Genomic DNA, 17,338 nt, shown 5'->3' with positions numbered 1-17,338 from the left:
TCGCCACCCGCTACGACAAGCTCGCACTGACCTACCGCGGCGGAGCTGTCCTCAGAGCCATAACTATTTGGTCGAAGGCATTAGGAGACACGCCCTAGTCGAGGTAGTCGAAAACCTGGGAGGCCTCGCTGTTTCGCCGGACGTCGTGACTGTTAGTGATGACCAATATCAGAGTGTGGACCCCTGGTGCTGCCGAGCGGACAGCGTCGGCCGTTCACAACATTAGGTCCCTTCTGGCGGAGTTCTCCGTGATGTTCCGGGTGCACATCTGCCTAATAAAACTCCGACGAGCGTGTCGCGTCTAACTCCCACTTCGGACCTTCCCCGTACGTTCCCGGCCCGGTGAGTTTGCCGGCAAGCCGCTCGTCATCGCGCCCGGTATTCCAACAGCAAGCGTCTTTCCGCAGGAAATACATGGCCCTGAGCCACCACTGACGACCGACGACGTTTCGCCTGACCATGCAATTCACGTTCTACACGATGACAGAATCTCCAGCCACTTTCGCACCCTCGACACGCACTCACGATGCATCCGTCCTGTAAAGGGTTCCTCGAGGGGCCGACAGCTAGACGGGGTAGGACGAGATCTCGATCCGTTGCGATGGCGGCAGGACAACATCCGCTGAACGGATTGTCCTGTGCGGAATCGATGGCGCTGTTGTACCGCTGGGGTCGCCTGCCGGCGTTCCCACGACAGTCATGGGTAGGTGGCCCGTGACCTCTGGTGCCAATTCGCTCAGCGCGGTCTTCAGGTCGGCTCGTGCTCGTTGGTAGCGGGTTCGGGCGGTTGATGGGCTGATGCTCAGGATATGGGCGGCTTCGGTGATGGCGAATCCGTCCCAGTGGATGAGGCGGACGAGTTCGGCCTGCGTCGGGGTTAGTCGGCTGATGGCATCTCGCACGTCGGCCCCGTCGTCTGCGGGTCGCCCTTCGGTGGGGGAGGTTCGGAGGACCTCCCGGAATCGTTCGGTGAGGGTCCACCGTCGTCGTTGACTCCGTGCGGCGTTCGTCACTACATGGCGGGCGATTCCGAATAGCCACATCCGGGACTGCTCAGCCCCGAGGGGCGTGGAGTCGACTCGTCGCCAGGCCGCGAGCATCAGCTCCGCAAGTCCGTCGGCGGCATCGTCGATGGGGAGTCGACGTTGGAAGTAGCGCAGCAGGTCCGGCGCCGCAGCAGTCAGCGCTTCAGTGAGATGCTCAGAGGAGTTGCTGGCTCGTGCCGTCACCAGCTGGCTCCGGGGCAGAAGGACTGCCCGTCGGAGCTGAGGTTGCTGTCGGCGCCGTCGATGCCCTGGTTGGCGAGCTCGGTGCTGACCGCAGCGGTGACGATCATCGTCACCGCACGCTGGTACTCCTCATCCGCGTTGTAGTGCACGGTCCCGTAGCCGGCTGGTTCGGTCGACCCGTCGGCGCTGATGGCGATGTTCGAGTCCTGTCGGATCCACTCGATCGTGCTCGCGATCTTCTCCTTGGTCAGCAGGGATTCGATGTCGGTTGTGCGGTAGAAGTTCTCGACGGCCTCGACGGCGGCAGGGTCCTGCCCGCGGACGTTCCCGATCCGCTCCTCGCACTCCGCACCGCTGGGCAGGGTGTAGGCCATCGAGGTGACCGGGGTTTGTGCCCAGGGAACCCAGCTGTTAGTCACCGCGGCCGTTGCCGTCGCGGCACCACCCAGAAGCAGCACGGACGCCAGCCCCGCAAACACCGGCCGCCGCCACGGCCGCCGTAGGGTCACGCTCGCAGTCTCGACACGGGTCGCGACCCGAAGCCGGGTCAGCTCATCAGCAACACTGTCGGTCATCACCGTCGTGCGCGGAGCGGACCGGTCGAGCAGGCCGTCCAGATCGTCAAATGTTGGGCTCATGATGTTCTCCTCGAAAGTTGGTTACATCAGAGACATGTCCGGAATGACGCCCAACGTCTGCGGAAGCCACACAATCTTTTCCCGTCCATGGCCCGCCGCCTGGTCCTTCGGTCATGCCGGAAGAATTGCGCGCCAGATTACCGTCCAGTACAACGTCCGAGGAGTTGAGAAAGCTTCCATCATCCACACTCCGAGCAAACAAGTCCCGCAAGGGGGTTCGGCTTACGGGCAGCAGGTTGCTAGTGCTGGCCCCGGCCCGAGCCAAATCGTCTTAGACCAGCCCTGTGACTTTTGCTGCTCTTTGGCGGTATTACGTGATCGTTTTTTGGCGCATTGAGCTGATTGCCGCGCTGCTCCGGAGCCGGTGTCAGTTTCTTGTATCCAAACGATTGCGAGAGCCATGCTGGCGAGAGGTTGCTTTTCAGGATCTCCACGCCGCCTCTAAGTTCAATGCGCCGAAACCTTCACGGCCTTATATTTGAACTCAGGAGTGAATTCCCGGCGTGTGTTTCCTGATGAACACCCTCTCTTGTGAGGTTTCCACCATCCGGGTGCAGGGGCACTACCTCTTCCCACTATCCAAGGCTACGAACAAGGTAACGGTCTGTCGGGTGCGGCCACCGACACAGTGACCGCACCCGACCGCCGTCACGGGCGAGTAGCGGTGGCTTCTTTTTCGACCACCGGCGCGCGGGTGGGGGCACGGAGCGTAATTGCGGCGAGCAGGGCGCCGGCGAGGGCAATCACGGCTGCGCCGATGAATGCTGAAGAGAATCCAGCAGTCAGCGCCGGAAGGTTCCCACTTTCCGTCGCACCGTTGGCGGCTGCGAATGCTGTCATCGTCGCTAACCCGAGTGCGGATCCGACCTGGTAGCTGGTGTTGACGAGGCCGGAAGCGAGGCCGCCCTCCTGTGGCGGGGCGCTGGAGATCGCCGTGCCAAGGGTCGGGATGAACGCCAGGGACATCCCGAGTGCGGCCAGGAGCGACACCGGGAGGACATCCACCCAGAAGTTTCCGTCCACGCGGACGAAGGACAACCACAGCAGGGCGCCGGCGAGCACGACGAGACCGCTCACCGTCATCGTTTTCGGCCCGAATCGCGCGGTGAGTCGCGGTGCAAGCACGATCATGGTGATCATGGTGAGTGCGGTCATAGGTAGGAGCGCGGCACCGCTGGGGAACGCCGAGTAGCCCAGGACTTGTTGCAGGTAGAGATTCAGGAAGAACCACATCGGGATCCAAGCGGCGGCGAGCAATAGCTGGGCTAAGTTGGCCGCGGCCAGATTCGGGATACGGAAGATTGACAGTCGCATCAGTGGTTCCTTCCGGCGCGATTGAACAAGCACGAACAGTGCCAGCAAGGCTGCGGCTCCGGCGAGAGTTCCCCACGTTTCTACACTGGCCCATCCGGCCTCAGGCGCTCGGACAATCGCGAAGACACCGAGGGCGAGTCCGGCCGTGACGAGAAGGCCGCCGGCGATGTCGATGGAGCCGCGAATGCGAGGTCCGTCTGCCGGGAGTGCCTGGGCGACGAGGGCCACAACCACGAGGGCGAGTGGGATGTTAATGAAGAAGACCCACGGCCACGACATGTACTCAGTGATGACCCCGCCGAGGAACACACCCGCCGTTCCCCCTGCCGGCGCGGCCGCACCATAGAGGGCCAATGCACCACCGAGCTCCTTCGGACTCGACCCGAAGGTCTTCATCAGCAGCGTGAGTGCCGCGGGTGCGATGAGTGCCGCACCGGCTCCCTGCACGCCACGCCCGATCAACTCGAACGCGACGTTCCCGGCGAGCCCGGCGACGGCGGAACCAGCGAGCAGTACTACCCAGCCAGTGGTAAACATCCGACGGGCGCCGAAGACATCCGCAAGACGCCCTCCGAGCAGTAGGAGCCCACCGAATGTGATGACGTAGGCGTTGAAAACCCAGGAGAGGTTCTCGGGGCTGAAGCCCAGTACCTCCTGCATTCGGGGCAACGCTACCCCCACGATTGAGGTGTCCATGATCACGACGAACTGCGCGAGTGCGATGAGGAAGAGCGCGAGCTTCTTCTTTCCCCGTCCCGGTATTGATTGAGACATTCCCGATTCCCTTTCGTTTTCGCCGGTGTCGGCGATTCCACAAACTGGTTTATACCCTACGGGGGTAAGGTAACAGATATACCCCTAGTGGGTATAATGTTGTCAGTACCGGTACCCCCTAGGGGTATGGCTTCAAATCAGCAGAGGAGAGCTTTATGACAATGCGCGAATATCAGGTGACCGGGATGACCTGCGGTCATTGCGAGACTTCGATTTGGGAAGAGGTTAGTCAGATAGCAGGCATCCAGTCGGTTGGCGTGAGTGCGAAGACCGGAATGCTTGTCGTGACCGGCCAGGACGCGCTGGACGATAGAGCAGTCCTCGCAGCGGTCGAGGAAGCCGGCTACGGGGCGGTGCGTGTCCCGTGAAGGTCCCCGTAAAGCTCGGACTTTTTGGGTTGGGACTGGCGGCCTTATATATCGCTTCATTTGCTACCGCAGGCGCCGTGGTCCCCTCCCATTCCGCGGCGGCGTGGGCACAGTCAACGGAAGAACATGTCATGGACAGCAACGACACACAGCCGGCAGTCTCCGTGCAAGGCCTGTCGATGGAGCAGGACGGGTTCCTCCTGGGGGAGATCTCGTCCCCCGGGATGGCGGGCCAGGAGGGAACGCTCGCGTTCACGATCTCCGACGCTAAAGGAACGCCGGTCACCGACTTCGAGGACTCCCATGAAAAGAAACTCCATCTGATCGTGGTGCGCACGGACGGGACCGAGTTCCGCCACGTGCATCCAACCCTGGACGCCCTTGGCGTATGGTCACTGCCTTGGAAGTGGAACGCCGCCGGCAGCTACCGGGTCTACGCGGATATCGTCCCGGCAGCAACGGGACAGAACATCACGCTGACCAGAACGGTCCAGGCCGCCGGAGAATTCGCCCCCGCCACGCCGGCGCTAATTTCGGCCGCGGACACGGTCGATGGCTACAACGTGGACCTCACCGGTACGCTGAGCGCCAGCGAACAGGGCCTGCTCACAGTCTCGGTTTCCCGTGACGGAGAATCGGTCACAACGCTGGAGCCGTACCTTGGCGCCTACGGGCACCTTGTCGCCCTGCGCGAAGGAGACCTGGCGTACTTGCATGTCCACCCCGAGGGCGAAGAACCCCGGCGTGGGGCCGTCTCCGGCCCGGACGTGACATTCATGACCGAGGCCCCGACCCCGGGACGCTACCTGCTCTACCTGGACTTCCAAGTCGACGGACAGGTCCACACGGCCCAATTCGTCCTCACCGCCACCGGGCCCGCCACGTCAGCGCATCCGGGTGAGCCTGCCGAAAATTCCGGGCACTGACCACCATAGACACCGCGCGCCTGGCCTATCCGTGATCAGGAAGCGCACCACCGAGGAGAATCCATGTCCGCACCATCGACCCAGCCGAAAACGCTGGACAACATTTACGAGCTCGAGATTGGAGGGATGACCTGCGCCTCCTGCGCCATGCGGATCGAGAAGAAACTGAACAAGCTCGACGGCGTGATCGCGACCGTCAACTACGCCACCGAAAAGGCGAAGATCATCGCCCCCGCCGGCCTGGACCCATTGGCGCTGATCGCCGAGGTCGAAAAGACCGGTTACACGGCGGCGCTCCCCACGCCGAAAGCAGCCCACCAGACGAGCGACGATAAGGAACAGCCCGACACAGAGCTGACATCGCTGCGGAACAGACTGCTCGCATCAATCGTGCTGTCAGTGCCGGTGATCATGATGGCTATGGTCCCGGCGCTGCAGTTCAACTACTGGCAGTGGGCGTCCCTGACACTGACCGCGCCCGTGATCGTGTGGGCTGCCTGGCCCATTCACAAGGCAGCGTGGGTCAACTTGCGCCACGGCGCGGCCACGATGGACACGCTGGTCTCGGTCGGCACGACTGCTGCGTTGCTATGGTCACTTTTCGCACTATTCCTTGGAACAGCCGGACAGCCTGGCATGACCCATGGGTTCTCGTTCACGATCAACCCCTCGGACGGGGCCGGGAACATCTATCTGGAGGTCGCCGCCGGAGTGACCATGTTCATCCTGGCCGGGCGCTACTTCGAGAAGCGGTCAAAGCGCCAGGCGGGGGCCGCCCTGCGCGCCCTGCTCGGGATGGGTGCCAAGGATGTCGCGGTCCTCCGGGACGGGGTGGAAACAAGGATCCCTGTCGAGCAGTTGACGGTGGGCGATGAGTTCGTCATTCGCCCGGGTGAAAAGATCGCCACGGACGGAGTGATCGTCGCGGGCACCTCGGCGGTGGATGCAAGCATGCTCACCGGCGAGTCAATCCCAGTCGAAGTCGGTGAGGGCGACGCCGTGACCGGCGCAACCGTCAATGCTGGCGGACGTCTGGTCGTGCGCGCCACCCGGGTCGGCTCGGACACCCAGCTCGCACAGATGGCCAGGCTCGTCGAAGACGCCCAGTCGGGCAAGGCCGAGGTGCAGCGCCTTGCCGACAAGGTCTCCGGAATCGTCGTGCCGATCGTCATCGCCATCGCCGTCGGAGTGCTCGGTGCCTGGATCGGTGCCGGTTTCCCGCTCAGCGTCGCGTTCACGGCCGCCGTCGCGGTACTCATCATCGCCTGCCCCTGCGCCCTCGGACTCGCAACGCCGACCGCGTTGCTGGTCGGCACCGGACGGGGCGCCCAGCTGGGCATCCTAATCAAAGGCCCGGAAGTACTCGAGTCCACCCGCAAGGTCGACACGATCGTGCTCGACAAGACTGGAACGGTTACTACGGGCAAGATGACGCTTCTTGACGTTTTCACTGCCGACGGAACCACCCGCGAGGATGTCCTGAGGCTGGCCGGCGCGCTGGAAGACGCCTCCGAGCACCCGATCGCCCAAGCCATCGCCAAAGGCGCAACCCAGCAAATCGGTTTACTCCCAGTGCCGGAGTCGTTTACCAACGTTGAAGGCAAAGGCGTGCAAGGCACCGTGGAGGGCCTTGCCGTGCTCGTTGGGCGCGAAAGCCTGCTAGCGGACTGGTCCCTGCACCTTCCCCGGACGCTCGCCCTCGCAAAGGCCACCGCGGAATCTCAAGGCAAGACCGCAGTCACGGTCGCCTGGGATGGTGAGGCCCGCGCAGTGCTGGTCGTTGCCGACGCGGTCAAAGCCACCAGCGCCGAGGCGATCGCCCAGCTCAAAGCGCTCGGTCTCACTCCGGTGCTCCTGACCGGAGACAACCGGGCGGTCGCCGAGCAGGTCGCGGCGGAGGTAGGAATCACCGAGGTCATTGCCGAAGTGATGCCCCAAGACAAGGTCGACGTCATCACTCGCTTACAGTTCGAAGGGAAGGTCGTGGCGATGGTCGGCGACGGAGTCAACGACGCGGCGGCTCTCGCACAGGCAGACCTGGGCCTGGCGATGGGAACCGGGACGGACGTCGCGATCGAAGCCGCGGACATCACTCTGGTGCGTGGGGATCTACGCTCTGCCGCCGATGCCATCCGCCTGTCCCGCAAAACCCTGGGCACTATCAAGACAAACCTGTTCTGGGCCTTCGCCTACAACTTCGCAGCCATTCCGCTGGCCGCGTTCGGACTGCTGAACCCGATGCTCGCCGGAGCCGCCATGGCGTTCTCCAGCGTATTCGTGGTCAGCAACAGCCTTCGCCTGCGGTCCTTCAAATCCAAGGCGAACACCACGGCGTCCACCTCAGCACCGCACAGTCCCGTGCGGCAACTGCAGGGCGTTTAACCATCCCCGCCCAAAGAGAGATCAATTATGTGCCAAGAGCACGCGCCCGCATCGCAGCCCACGCGTGACTGCTAGGTGGACCGCGCCGCGTGTCCGGTCATGGCAGGGCGCACAGAAGTCAAGCTTAACGCCGAGGCGGTCGGCCCCACCCGAACAGCGCCGCATGGCGCTCCGTCCAGCGGGTCTTTTTAGACCTGTTGATTTTATACCCCCTGGGGTATAATATTAGCGGCATCCACCTCAACCCATTTGAACACTCCCCGTCCCACCGAAAGGAAACCCCTCCATGAGCAACAGCTGTTGCAGCACCAACGCCACCGACAAGGCCACCGCCATGCCTCCGTCTGCCCAGAAGCTCCTCGGCGCCAGTAGCGACGACCTCGCCGAGTGCCCTGTCATGACCGGAAGCCAGGTCGTGAAGGCAGACGCCGAATCCGCAGGACTCTTCCGCGATTACGAGGGCAACCGCTACTGGTTCTGCTGCGCAGGCTGCGGACCCCTGTTCGACGCAACCCCCGCAAAGTACGCCACGGCCGCTTGAGCATCGTGGGGTGGTGCCTGCCGGAGCCGGCACCACCCCAACCATTCTTGTCAGAGACCCATCCCGACCCGCACCTCGACCGGTGAGAGGGTAAAGACCAAGAACGAGCGCCAGGAACACGGCGGCCGCGGAGTGTCCCCGGCCCTGCATATCCGGGCACGCACGCCCATCACCACGACGGTACTGTCGCAAAGAACGACGAACAAAGGACGACGACATGGAAATAATCACTCCCGCTGAGGCCACCACAGAGGCGTGCCACATCACGCACGGCTACATCGGTGACAAAAGCCAGTACCTCGCCCGTCTCAAACGCATCGAAGGCCAGGCCCGCGGCATCCACCGCATGGTCGACGAGGAAACATACTGCATCGACATCCTCACCCAGATATCGGCCCTCACCAAGGCGCTGGAAGGCGTCGCACTCGGACTCCTCGATGACCACCTCAAACACTGCGTCGTCGACGCCGCCAAGCTCGGCGGCGAGCAGGCAGAAATCAAGATCAAGGAAGCCTCCGACGCCATAGCCCGCCTCGTCCGCTCTTGACCACTGCCAGCCGAATTCACGAAGTCACGGGCGGACGCGTGGACGGATGCAGCGGCTTGTACTGAGATACAGCGCCCGAGTGCTGAATCAGCGCTCGAGCACGGGGCAGCCCGCCTGTTGGCAGCACCGCGCTCCCCGCCCAAGCTTCGACGACGCTGGCGAATGACGCTGACGCTGACGCTCGTGGCCAGTGCGATGAGGGCGTTGATTTTATGCGGGACGTTGCCACGGCAGACCTGTACCAAGACTGATCCGCCAGCAGAGCCACAAAAAACGCCCCTGCTCAGCGGTGTCGCTTGTGGGTTTGCGCGAAAAGTGACTTCGAAGCGTGGAGCCGCTGGCATCCCATAAGGGGTTGGCGTATTCAACTGGTCGTTGCAACACTCCAGTTTTGAGGGTTGTTGCCGATGTGGTCGAAGTTTGAGCTGGTGGAGATGCAGGCGCGGTTTTGGGTGTTAATGTCCAAGGGGTCGACGCTGACGGCGGCGTGTGATGCTGTGGGAGTGAATCGACGAACTGGACGGCGTTGGCGTCAAGCAACGGGAGGGTGGATCCCTGTTCCGGAAGCTGAGAGGTCCGGGCGGTACTTGTGCTTGGAAGAGCGGCTGCGGATCGCGGATTTGCACGTGAACGGTGCCGGCGTGAGGGCGATCGCTGCTGAGGTGGGCCGGTCTCCTGCGACGATCAGTCGGGAGTTAGCTCGCGGTGGGTCCAAGGCTGCCCCCCGAGCACGAACAAGGTATTCCCCGTACGCGGCGCACAAGCAGGCTGAGCTGCGCGGGCGCCGCCCCAAGGGCAGCAAATTCGATCACCTGGAGCTAGCATCCTTGGTGCAGACGAAGCTGTGCGTGAAATGGAGTCCGGAACAAATCAGTGACCACTTGGCGACAGTGTTCCCGGACCGGCAGGAGATGCGGGTGAGCCCCGAAGCGATTTACCAAGCACTCTTTGTGCAGGGCCGCGGTCATTTGCGTGCTGATCTGCATCAACACTTGCGTACCGGCCGTGCCATCCGGCGGCCGAGACGGCCTGCCGCGAAGAACTCGGGCAAGATCCCGGACATGATCATGATCAGCGAGCGACCTGCAGAGGTTTCTGACCGGGCCGTACCTGGCCTTTGGGAAGGAGATCTGATCCTGGGGTCGAACTGCCGGTCAGCCATCGCCACGCTGGTGGAGCGTCAGACCCGCTTCACGATGTTGGTCCATCTTCCTGGTGATCACAGTGCCATCACTGTTCGCGTTGGCCTGTTGGCAACTATCAAGACTCTGCCTGCGCGTCTGGCTAAAACCTTGACCTGGGATCAGGGAACAGAGCTGGCTCAGCACCGGCAGATCACAATGGCCACCAAGATGGCCATCTACTTCTGTGATCCGCATTCTCCGTGGCAACGCGGCAGTAACGAAAACACCAACGGGCTGCTGCGCCAGTATTTCCCCAAGGGCACCGACCTCTCCGTTCATTCACCCGAGCGGCTCCTGGAAGTAGCCACCGAACTCAACGATCGACCGCGCAAAACACTCGGCGGCATCACCCCCGCCCAAGCCATGCAACGACTACTGTCAGAACCAGAAAAACCAATCGTTGCGACGACCAGTTGAATACGCCTTCCCCCTACGGGACCATTAGGAGGCCGCGGTCTTCGCCAGACCGCTCCGCCGTCCGCGGCTTAACCAAACCTAATAAGTAGTTGTCAGCAAGATGGCTGAGAGCCACTATTCACTGTGTGTATAGTGGCGGTTGTGGACAACTCTCTCACCCTGCTCGGGCTGCTCAGTGTCGAGCCCAGCTATGGTTACGATCTCAAGCACACCTACGATCGTTTCTTTGGTGTGCGGAAACCTCTCGCGTTCGGTCAGGTCTATGCGAGCCTGGCACGTATGACCCGTGACGGGCAGATTCTTTCGCTAGCTGACGAGGCTGGTGGGGGCCCTGATCGTAAGAAGTACGAGGTCACCGAAGTCGGCCGAACCCGTGTCTCGCAGTGGATGTTCACGCCCGATATCCCCTCGGAAACTTTGCAGAGCAACCTTTTCGCCAAGACCATCATTGCCCTACTCGTCGACGACAATGCAGACCGGCTGCTCGACGTGCAACGCACGGAGCATCTCGCCCGTATGCGGGAACTCACCCGTGAAAAGCAGGGAGCAGACCTGATGCGCGTGCTGCTGTGTGACCACGCGCTCTTCCATATCGAGGCCGATCTGCGCTGGATCGACCTGACCGGCGCCCGACTGGCCCAACTGCGAAACGAGATCAAACTGCCATGACCGCCCTCATACAGGCTCGGGGCCTGCGCAAGTCTTTCGGTACAACGGATGCCCTCCGCGGCATTGATCTGGACATCCAGCGCGGCGAGGTCGTCGCGGTGATGGGGCCTTCGGGCTCCGGCAAGTCAAGCCTGCTGCACTGCCTGGCCGGTGTGCTGCTGCCCGACAGCGGCACGGTATCCGTTGGTGGCACCGTCATCACTGCCCTGAGCGAAGCGCGCCGGTCGGCCCTGCGCCTGAAGGAGTTCGGTTTCGTTTTTCAATTCGGTCAGCTGCTGCCCGACCTGACAGCGGTCGACAACGTCACCATTCCGCTGTTGCTCGGAGGCATGAAACGCAGGCAGGCGTTGACGGCCGCGCGTGGATGGCTCGACCGCCTCGGCCTTGAGGTCGCCGCCGATCAGTTGCCCGGCGAACTTTCCGGCGGCGAAGCCCAGCGCGTCGCTATCGCCCGCGCTCTGGTCACGCAACCGTCGGTGCTCTTTGCGGATGAGCCCACCGGGTCCTTGGATTCCCTCGCTGCCGAGAACGTGTTGACAGCGATGCTCGAGCTTGTCCGCAAATCGGGAACGACGCTCGTGATGATCACCCACGACCCGCGCACGGCGGCCTACGCCGACCGTGAGATTATCGTGCGGGATGGTCAGCTGGCGGCAACTGACCGGGTCGGCATCAAATGAATCCGAGTGTGGTGCGTCTGGCTGTGATCGGCAGTCGTGCATCCTGGGGGCGGCTGCTGGGCATCACCGCCGGAGTCGCCGTGGGCGTGACTCTGGCGCTCCTACTTGGGGGCGCATATCAGGGCTTAGGTGCCCGGGACGAGCGGTCCAGTTGGATGTATGCCTCCGGGGAGTACATGGTCGGCGGCGACACAGGCCCGGGCGCGGTGACCGCTGATATGGCGTCGCTGGGCGACGACCGAGTGGCGCTAGCCCACACGACCGACCGGCACGAGGGGGATCGGATCGTGCGTCTGGATCTCGCCGCCCCGACAACGTCGAGCGTCACGATTCCGGGCATCACCGACCTGCCGCAGCCAGGTGAGTACTACGCGTCGCCCGCGCTCATCGACCGCATTGCGCAGGTTCCGCCCGACGAGCTCGGCGACCGCTTCGGCACACTCACTGGAACCATTTCCGACTCTGCCCTCGCGAGTCCTGATTCGCTCGTTGTCGTTGTCGGCGCCAGGACGAGCGCCCTGATCGAGCGCCCGGCAGCGCAGATCGTGACCAGTTTCACAGACGTGCCACACCGTGCGGGCACGAACTACCAGACCGTGGCGATCGTGGGCGCCATCGCAGTGCTGTTCCCGGTGCTGTTGCTCGTGAGCATCGTGACCGGGCTCGGCGCCGTAGCTCGGCGGGAGCGTTTCGCCACACTACGTCTGATCGGCGCCACCCCGCGCACCGTTGCCGCCATCGCCGCGGTTGAAACAGCGGCGACAAGTCTCATCGGGGCACTGATCGGCGTACTGCTTGCCGCGCTGCTGGGCCCGGTCGCCGCGCTCGTCTCCGTCGACGACGGAGTGTTCTTCCCTTCAGACCTCGCCGTGACGCCGCTTACCGCGGTCACGGTAGTGGCGGTCACCGTCGCGGCATCCGCAATTACGGCAGGCGGGCGCATCCGTCGCGCGGGCATCGGACCGCTTGGACAAACGAAACAGCAGGCAGAGAAGACCCCCTCGCTGCTTCGCTTAGTGCCGTTTGCAGGCGGGCTGGGCATACTCATCGCCACGACCGTGGCGGTGCTCGCCGGACTGCCCGTTCCGCGCGTCGGAACGCTGGTTGTCATCGGTTTCACCATCACCACCGTGGGTCTGCTCGTGGCGGGCCCCTACCTCACCCTGCTCGCGGGCGGCATCATGGCTCGGCGCAGCAAGACAGCGGCTGGAGTCATCGCGGGCAACCGCATCCGTCGCACGCCCGTGGCCACCTTTCGCTCCGTGAGTGGCCTCGTAGTTGCCGTGTTCATGGTCAGCGTCTTCGCGGGTGCCGCGACAACTGCCGACCAGGGCGTAGCCCCCGGCGATGGGCCGGGGCTGCTTCCGGTCAGTACCCTCATTCAGTATCTGGATCTAACGCCCGCCGCGACCGACCCTGCTCGCACCGAAGCGGCTCGCGCGCGCCTTGCCGCGATCTCGGGCGTCACCCAAGTGACCACGATTTTCACGATTGATTCCGGTGAGGGACCCGACGCCAACCGGCTCCTGATTTCGGCGGATGCCGCGAACGACCTCAATCTCGGGATTGTTCCTTCCGCTCCTGTCGTCTCAGTCAACAGCGACGCCCTGAGCGGAGCTCCCGCCGTCTTCACTCCCGCGGAAGCGACCAACGTGGCCGAGCTGACTCCGCGCATCCTGCTGATCGGCACCAACGGATCACCGGCCGCGATCGAACGCGCGAGAACCGCGCTGCAGGTGGGCGCGATCGCCGGTACCGGATGGATGCCCGCGGGCACCCGAACGGATCTCGCCGACGATCGGTTGCAATCCATGGCCGCGAGTTTCGCGAACCTCGCCTACTTGGGTATCGGCGTTGCCACACTCATCGCAGGACTCTCACTCGCCATCGCCACCATATCGGCCATGATCGACCGCCGTCGAATGCTCGCCCTGCTGCGGCTGCTCGGGATGAACCTCGCCGGCCTCCGCCGCATCATCACCCTCGAAGCGGCAGCCCCGCTCCTGTCCGTGATGGCAATATCGATCGGACTCGGCTTTCTGGTGGCCGACCTCATACTCGTGGGGCTCACCAACGGTGGCCGATCGGTCGGTTGGCCCGATGCCCGCTACATCGGAGCGCTACTTGCCAGCGCGTTGCTTGCCCTCGCCGCGGTCGCTGTTGCCGTCAGCCGATTGGGGAAGAACACCGACTTGGCCGCGATCCGCTACGAATAGGCGACTCGCACTGGCATCACGAAGGAGGATTTCGCCGCAACACGACGTCGTCCCGCAAGACGTTCTGCTAACGGGACGGTTCATAGTGATCGGTGCGCCAGGCCACTTCGTCGGTCGAGGCCGTGGCTGGACCGATGATAGAGCCGACTGCCATACTTGGCTCGGCGGGAGGGGACCTGATGCTACGACTGGCGACATCCGTTCTGGGGAGCATCGCTCTGGTGCTCGGTCTGGTGGCCTGCTCGCCCCCGACGACCGAGACTCCGCCCATCGACACGGCGATCCAAACGGATGCGCCGTCCGCGACCGACGATGCGGCCGGCGTCATCATCCCCGACGGTGTCATCGGAACGGCCGAGCTGACGTCGACCTCGGGCGACAACGCCATCTCCGGAACCGTCGTGGTCACGGCGGGAGGCGGCGGGTTCGACGTCGCATTGGAGGACTTCCGCTCGGACGTTCCCGGAGGCGTGCAACTGTTCTTCAGTCCTTGGTCGGAGACCACGACCTGCCTGGCCGACATGTACAGCTTCTCGTTCGGAAACCTTTCCACCGACGCCGATCAGCCCGGACTGAGCTTGGGCGACAGGGACGCCGCCCGGGGCGACCCCAGTTACTACCTGACCGCCGTCATAACCGCGAGGGCCCCGGGCACGACCGATCCGCACGGCTGTGTGCTCACTCCCCGGGCGGTCGGAACGATCACCTGGGACGTGCCAGACACCCGACCCGGACTGCTTGCCGTTGATACCGGCGATCGGTTCGGCGCCGACGGCGCCACCGCCACAGCCGCTGGCATCCCCGTCTCCTATCAAGCGGTCGCCGGCGACACGCTCAACGACATCGCCGACCGTTTCGGCATCACGGTCGACGACCTCGGCTTCCTTAACCCGCTCACCAGTCGCCAGCTTCAGCCCGGCGACGACCTCAACCTCAGCGTCGCTCTGCGCGGTGGTGCCTCGGTCCCGCCGCCCTGGGCCTGAACGTCGCTCTCGGTATGAACCGCCACTGTCGTCCTCGATGGGGAACCGTCAATGCGAGCCTGCCAATTACCCTTGGTTCCCCTAAAGTCGGGGCGTCATGATGTTCACGCGCCGTATTTTTGCTGCACTGCTCGTCACGGTTCCGACCGTAGGCGTCGGAACCGTGAGGATCTGTTCCGAGGGACGCTCTACATCGCGGCGGTACTGACTTCAGGCAGCGCCGGGGCGTGTGTGGCGCTGCTCGCGATGAATCTCGGCTATGCCGCGCCGACTGGCCCGGCTTTCCTCGGTTCGTTGGCGCTTGCGCCGGCGTATGCCCTGTTCCCTTTGGCTGTTGTCGGCATCCACGCACGGCACCGATCGAGCATCGACTACGGCATAGCGGAGGACCTCGCAGAGACCGTCACTCCTCATGCGCCGGTCCAGCGACTTCGTCCGTCAGACGGACGACCAGCGAGCGCGTTGACGCGCAGTTGCGCGCAAGTCGATTCGCTGAGCCGTCGCCCATGAGGGGAACCCTCACCGTCAGAAACTCGCGGGCAACTGCACAGCAAGGTCTGGAGGAAACGTTCATCTGAGTTTCACTCGTCCTCAAGGAAGGGTCTGAGTAAGCTGACCGCATGGCAGCCATGGCAGGACCTGATGTTCGCACGACGCCGGACCATTCCGCTTCCCGCGTCCCGGCTTTCGGCTGGCTGCTGATCGCCGCCGGACTTTTTCTTACCTCGGCACTGTTGCAGGTCATTGCGTCGCTGGAGCGCTGGGTGACCTACGCCGGTGCGCGCCCCGACGGGAGCATCGAAAATCACCTGTTCGACTACGACTACCCCGCAGACCCCTGGGAAAATCTCGGTACAACCGCGCAAGTTTACGGCGTAGGTCTCCTTCTCTTTGCCCTCGGAATTCTGGCGCTGGCTCGTGGCGCCAGTCGTGACGGCGGCCGCGCGACCGGCTTGCTCGTGAGGGTTACGGCCGTGTCCTTCGCCCTCACCGGAGCTCATGCAGTCGTCTCCGGTGTGATCGGCATGCCAACGCCTTTGCAGTACCTGCCCGTTCAGCTGCTGCTGAGCGCGGTCGGTTTCATCGGCCTGATCGTTCTCGGGGTGTGCGTGGCGCGCAACTCCTGGCCGGCGTCCGTTGCGTGCGTGCTGCTGCTCGGGTCGACCCTACCGGGGCTTATTTTCGCCAGCATCATGATCGCGCCCGAGATCGTCGGTTACCAATCCCATGACACGACCCCGTTCACCGAGACGATCATCGCTTTCCCGACGGCTGCTGCTGCATTCGTTCTGCTCGTCGCCGCAGTGATCTCCTACCAGACGCGGCGCCCGCCGCGCATGACCGATGCCACAGATGGAATTTAGGTCCTGACGGCGGCCTGATGGCCCCCGACGGCGCGAACGCCATAGCGAGCACGTCGTCATCAACGGCGTCGATGAAGCAAGCAGTATCCTGCGCGCCCAAGTCTCCGGAAACCTCAGCGGTGGACACCAATTCTGAGCAGGGCAGCAAGCGTCAGGCACGAGATTTGGTAGCCGTTGCGCCTACCACGTGGTCAGGGCCTTGCTCCTGTCTGGACGAAGATCGCCTGATGGGGAGACGTAGCGCTGCAGTGTCTGTTAGGTGATTCCAAGTTCGGCGCAGAGGTCGCCGACTTTGGTCGGCGTGTAGCCCCTTGATGGAAGCGGTAGTCCAAGCACCGCACCTAGTAGCACGGTTTTGGCGAGACGGAAGAAGTTCTGTTTCTCGGACCCGCCGTAGATGGGCTGGTTTTCACGGTCAGCCACTCCTGCAGGAGAGTGTGTGACTACTTCACGCATAATTGCACTCTCGTCCCGGGGCCTTTGGGGAAACGATGTTCAACCAACCGTGGCAGCTCAATCCCGTGCTTCACGATCAATGACCTTGGCCGTTCTATCCCGGCCGGGTTGTTGTAGATTGTGGCCTCAGAAAGGACCCGTGCGAAGTCCGTAATGTCGGGCCAGACTGGGGGACATGGATCTTGATAGTGGGGCAGTGATGAGCAGCAGTGAATTCGAGGCGGCTTTGTCCTCTGCCATAGCAGGGGAGCACCTCAGGGAGACTGGATCCGTTCTTTTCGATGTCGTGCTCCGGGATGTGGCCAACTCGCTGCGCGGTTCGGATGCTCGCGCTGGGGCAATCGAGGTTGCCCGCCGGGTCTTTGCAAAGGTCAACCAAATGGTCGCCGAGAGCATCGGCCGGAGCGGGCCGTTCTGCCCCTCCTGTGGCACCAGGATGAACGTTAAGGTCATGCGTATGAGCACAGGGCTCAAGGGGCGTCAGCGTTGCCCGAAGTGTGCTCTTGCCCGTGTGATACCGGACCTATTCGCGATGTAGCCCCGCGGTGACGCCCTACGTGTCAGGGTTGGGTGAGGCCAGTAGCTAATAGTCAGTCCGCTGTTTGACGTAGGGCGAGAATCAGGAATCATCACCATGTCCAGTCCGTCTT

The 17,338-nt window shown here is 63.2% G+C and carries 15 protein-coding genes; 12 read left to right on the top strand and 3 right to left on the bottom strand.

Annotated elements, in window-relative coordinates; translation table 11 throughout:
• Nucleotides 1-566: 566 nt before the first annotated feature.
• The 3 genes from E3T55_RS13465 to E3T55_RS13455 form a co-directional block, all read right to left on the bottom strand.
• Nucleotides 567-1,229 carry an RNA polymerase sigma factor gene (locus tag E3T55_RS13465; protein ID WP_134520085.1) on the bottom strand — a complete coding sequence of 221 codons (663 nt, stop codon included), beginning with the start codon at nt 1,227-1,229 and terminating at the stop codon, nt 567-569.
• Nucleotides 1,226-1,867 carry a hypothetical protein gene (locus tag E3T55_RS13460; protein ID WP_134520084.1) on the bottom strand — a complete coding sequence of 214 codons (642 nt, stop codon included), beginning with the start codon at nt 1,865-1,867 and terminating at the stop codon, nt 1,226-1,228. Before E3T55_RS13460 ends, E3T55_RS13465 begins: the two co-directional genes overlap by 4 nt.
• Nucleotides 1,868-2,515: 648 nt before the next feature.
• Nucleotides 2,516-3,955, bottom strand: coding sequence for an MFS transporter (locus E3T55_RS13455; protein ID WP_134520083.1), 1,440 nt, complete (start codon nt 3,953-3,955; stop codon nt 2,516-2,518).
• A gap of 155 nt (nt 3,956-4,110) precedes the next feature.
• Between E3T55_RS13455 and E3T55_RS13450 the strand changes: the two genes are divergently transcribed.
• The 12 genes from E3T55_RS13450 (at nt 4,111) to E3T55_RS13395 (ending at nt 17,226) form a co-directional block, all read left to right on the top strand.
• Entirely contained in the window at nt 4,111-4,323 is a 213-nt protein-coding gene (locus E3T55_RS13450; RefSeq protein ID WP_134520082.1) for a heavy-metal-associated domain-containing protein, read from the top strand.
• A 131-nt stretch (nt 4,324-4,454) separates the two neighbouring features.
• Nucleotides 4,455-5,249, top strand: coding sequence for a hypothetical protein (locus E3T55_RS13445; RefSeq protein ID WP_241993057.1), 795 nt, complete (start codon nt 4,455-4,457; stop codon nt 5,247-5,249).
• 63 nt (nt 5,250-5,312) lie between these two features.
• Nucleotides 5,313-7,631, top strand: a complete 2,319-nt coding sequence (locus E3T55_RS13440) for a heavy metal translocating P-type ATPase (RefSeq protein WP_134520080.1) — start codon at nt 5,313-5,315, stop codon at nt 7,629-7,631.
• A gap of 286 nt (nt 7,632-7,917) precedes the next feature.
• Entirely contained in the window at nt 7,918-8,172 is a 255-nt protein-coding gene (locus E3T55_RS13435; RefSeq protein ID WP_119970793.1) for a YHS domain-containing protein, read from the top strand.
• Between the two features lie 217 nt (nt 8,173-8,389).
• Nucleotides 8,390-8,719, top strand: a complete 330-nt coding sequence (locus E3T55_RS13430; RefSeq protein ID WP_119970795.1) for a metal-sensitive transcriptional regulator — start codon at nt 8,390-8,392, stop codon at nt 8,717-8,719.
• A gap of 434 nt (nt 8,720-9,153) precedes the next feature.
• On the top strand, nt 9,154-10,320 hold the full coding sequence (locus E3T55_RS13425; protein WP_420898005.1) for an IS30 family transposase: 1,167 nt from the start codon (nt 9,154-9,156) through the stop codon (nt 10,318-10,320).
• 141 nt (nt 10,321-10,461) lie between these two features.
• A complete protein-coding gene (locus tag E3T55_RS13420; RefSeq protein WP_134520079.1) occupies nt 10,462-10,989 on the top strand; it encodes a PadR family transcriptional regulator in 528 nt (175 codons plus the stop codon).
• Nucleotides 10,986-11,669, top strand: coding sequence for an ABC transporter ATP-binding protein (locus E3T55_RS13415; RefSeq protein WP_134520078.1), 684 nt, complete (start codon nt 10,986-10,988; stop codon nt 11,667-11,669). Before E3T55_RS13420 ends, E3T55_RS13415 begins: the two co-directional genes overlap by 4 nt.
• Nucleotides 11,670-11,677: 8 nt before the next feature.
• Nucleotides 11,678-13,885 (top strand): FtsX-like permease family protein, encoded by a 2,208-nt coding sequence (locus E3T55_RS13410; protein ID WP_166791788.1) that lies wholly within the window; start codon nt 11,678-11,680, stop codon nt 13,883-13,885.
• A gap of 179 nt (nt 13,886-14,064) precedes the next feature.
• Entirely contained in the window at nt 14,065-14,868 is an 804-nt protein-coding gene (locus E3T55_RS13405) for a LysM peptidoglycan-binding domain-containing protein (protein WP_166791787.1), read from the top strand.
• A 620-nt stretch (nt 14,869-15,488) separates the two neighbouring features.
• Nucleotides 15,489-16,232 carry a hypothetical protein gene (locus tag E3T55_RS13400; RefSeq protein WP_134520075.1) on the top strand — a complete coding sequence of 248 codons (744 nt, stop codon included), beginning with the start codon at nt 15,489-15,491 and terminating at the stop codon, nt 16,230-16,232.
• 631 nt (nt 16,233-16,863) lie between these two features.
• Nucleotides 16,864-17,226 carry a hypothetical protein gene (locus tag E3T55_RS13395; RefSeq protein ID WP_134520074.1) on the top strand — a complete coding sequence of 121 codons (363 nt, stop codon included), beginning with the start codon at nt 16,864-16,866 and terminating at the stop codon, nt 17,224-17,226.
• The last annotated feature ends 112 nt before the right edge of the window (nt 17,227-17,338 follow it).

The sequence above is a fragment of the Cryobacterium frigoriphilum genome (assembly GCF_004403305.1).
Taxonomy (GTDB): domain Bacteria; phylum Actinomycetota; class Actinomycetes; order Actinomycetales; family Microbacteriaceae; genus Cryobacterium; species Cryobacterium frigoriphilum.
The sequence above is the reverse complement of the archived record's forward strand: the minus strand, read 5'-3'. Positions and strand labels throughout refer to the sequence as shown.

Coding starts and splice junctions, on each gene's coding strand:
- E3T55_RS13460 (WP_134520084.1), bottom strand. CDS start 1,867: ATGAGCCCAACATTTGACGATCTGGACGGCCTGCTCGACCGGTCCGCT.
- E3T55_RS13455 (WP_134520083.1), bottom strand. CDS start 3,955: ATGTCTCAATCAATACCGGGACGGGGAAAGAAGAAGCTCGCGCTCTTC.
- E3T55_RS13450 (WP_134520082.1), top strand. CDS start 4,111: ATGACAATGCGCGAATATCAGGTGACCGGGATGACCTGCGGTCATTGC.
- E3T55_RS13445 (WP_241993057.1), top strand. CDS start 4,455: ATGGACAGCAACGACACACAGCCGGCAGTCTCCGTGCAAGGCCTGTCG.
- E3T55_RS13440 (WP_134520080.1), top strand. CDS start 5,313: ATGTCCGCACCATCGACCCAGCCGAAAACGCTGGACAACATTTACGAG.
- E3T55_RS13435 (WP_119970793.1), top strand. CDS start 7,918: ATGAGCAACAGCTGTTGCAGCACCAACGCCACCGACAAGGCCACCGCC.
- E3T55_RS13430 (WP_119970795.1), top strand. CDS start 8,390: ATGGAAATAATCACTCCCGCTGAGGCCACCACAGAGGCGTGCCACATC.
- E3T55_RS13425 (WP_420898005.1), top strand. CDS start 9,154: ATGCAGGCGCGGTTTTGGGTGTTAATGTCCAAGGGGTCGACGCTGACG.
- E3T55_RS13415 (WP_134520078.1), top strand. CDS start 10,986: ATGACCGCCCTCATACAGGCTCGGGGCCTGCGCAAGTCTTTCGGTACA.
- E3T55_RS13405 (WP_166791787.1), top strand. CDS start 14,065: ATGCTACGACTGGCGACATCCGTTCTGGGGAGCATCGCTCTGGTGCTC.
- E3T55_RS13400 (WP_134520075.1), top strand. CDS start 15,489: ATGGCAGCCATGGCAGGACCTGATGTTCGCACGACGCCGGACCATTCC.
- E3T55_RS13395 (WP_134520074.1), top strand. CDS start 16,864: ATGGATCTTGATAGTGGGGCAGTGATGAGCAGCAGTGAATTCGAGGCG.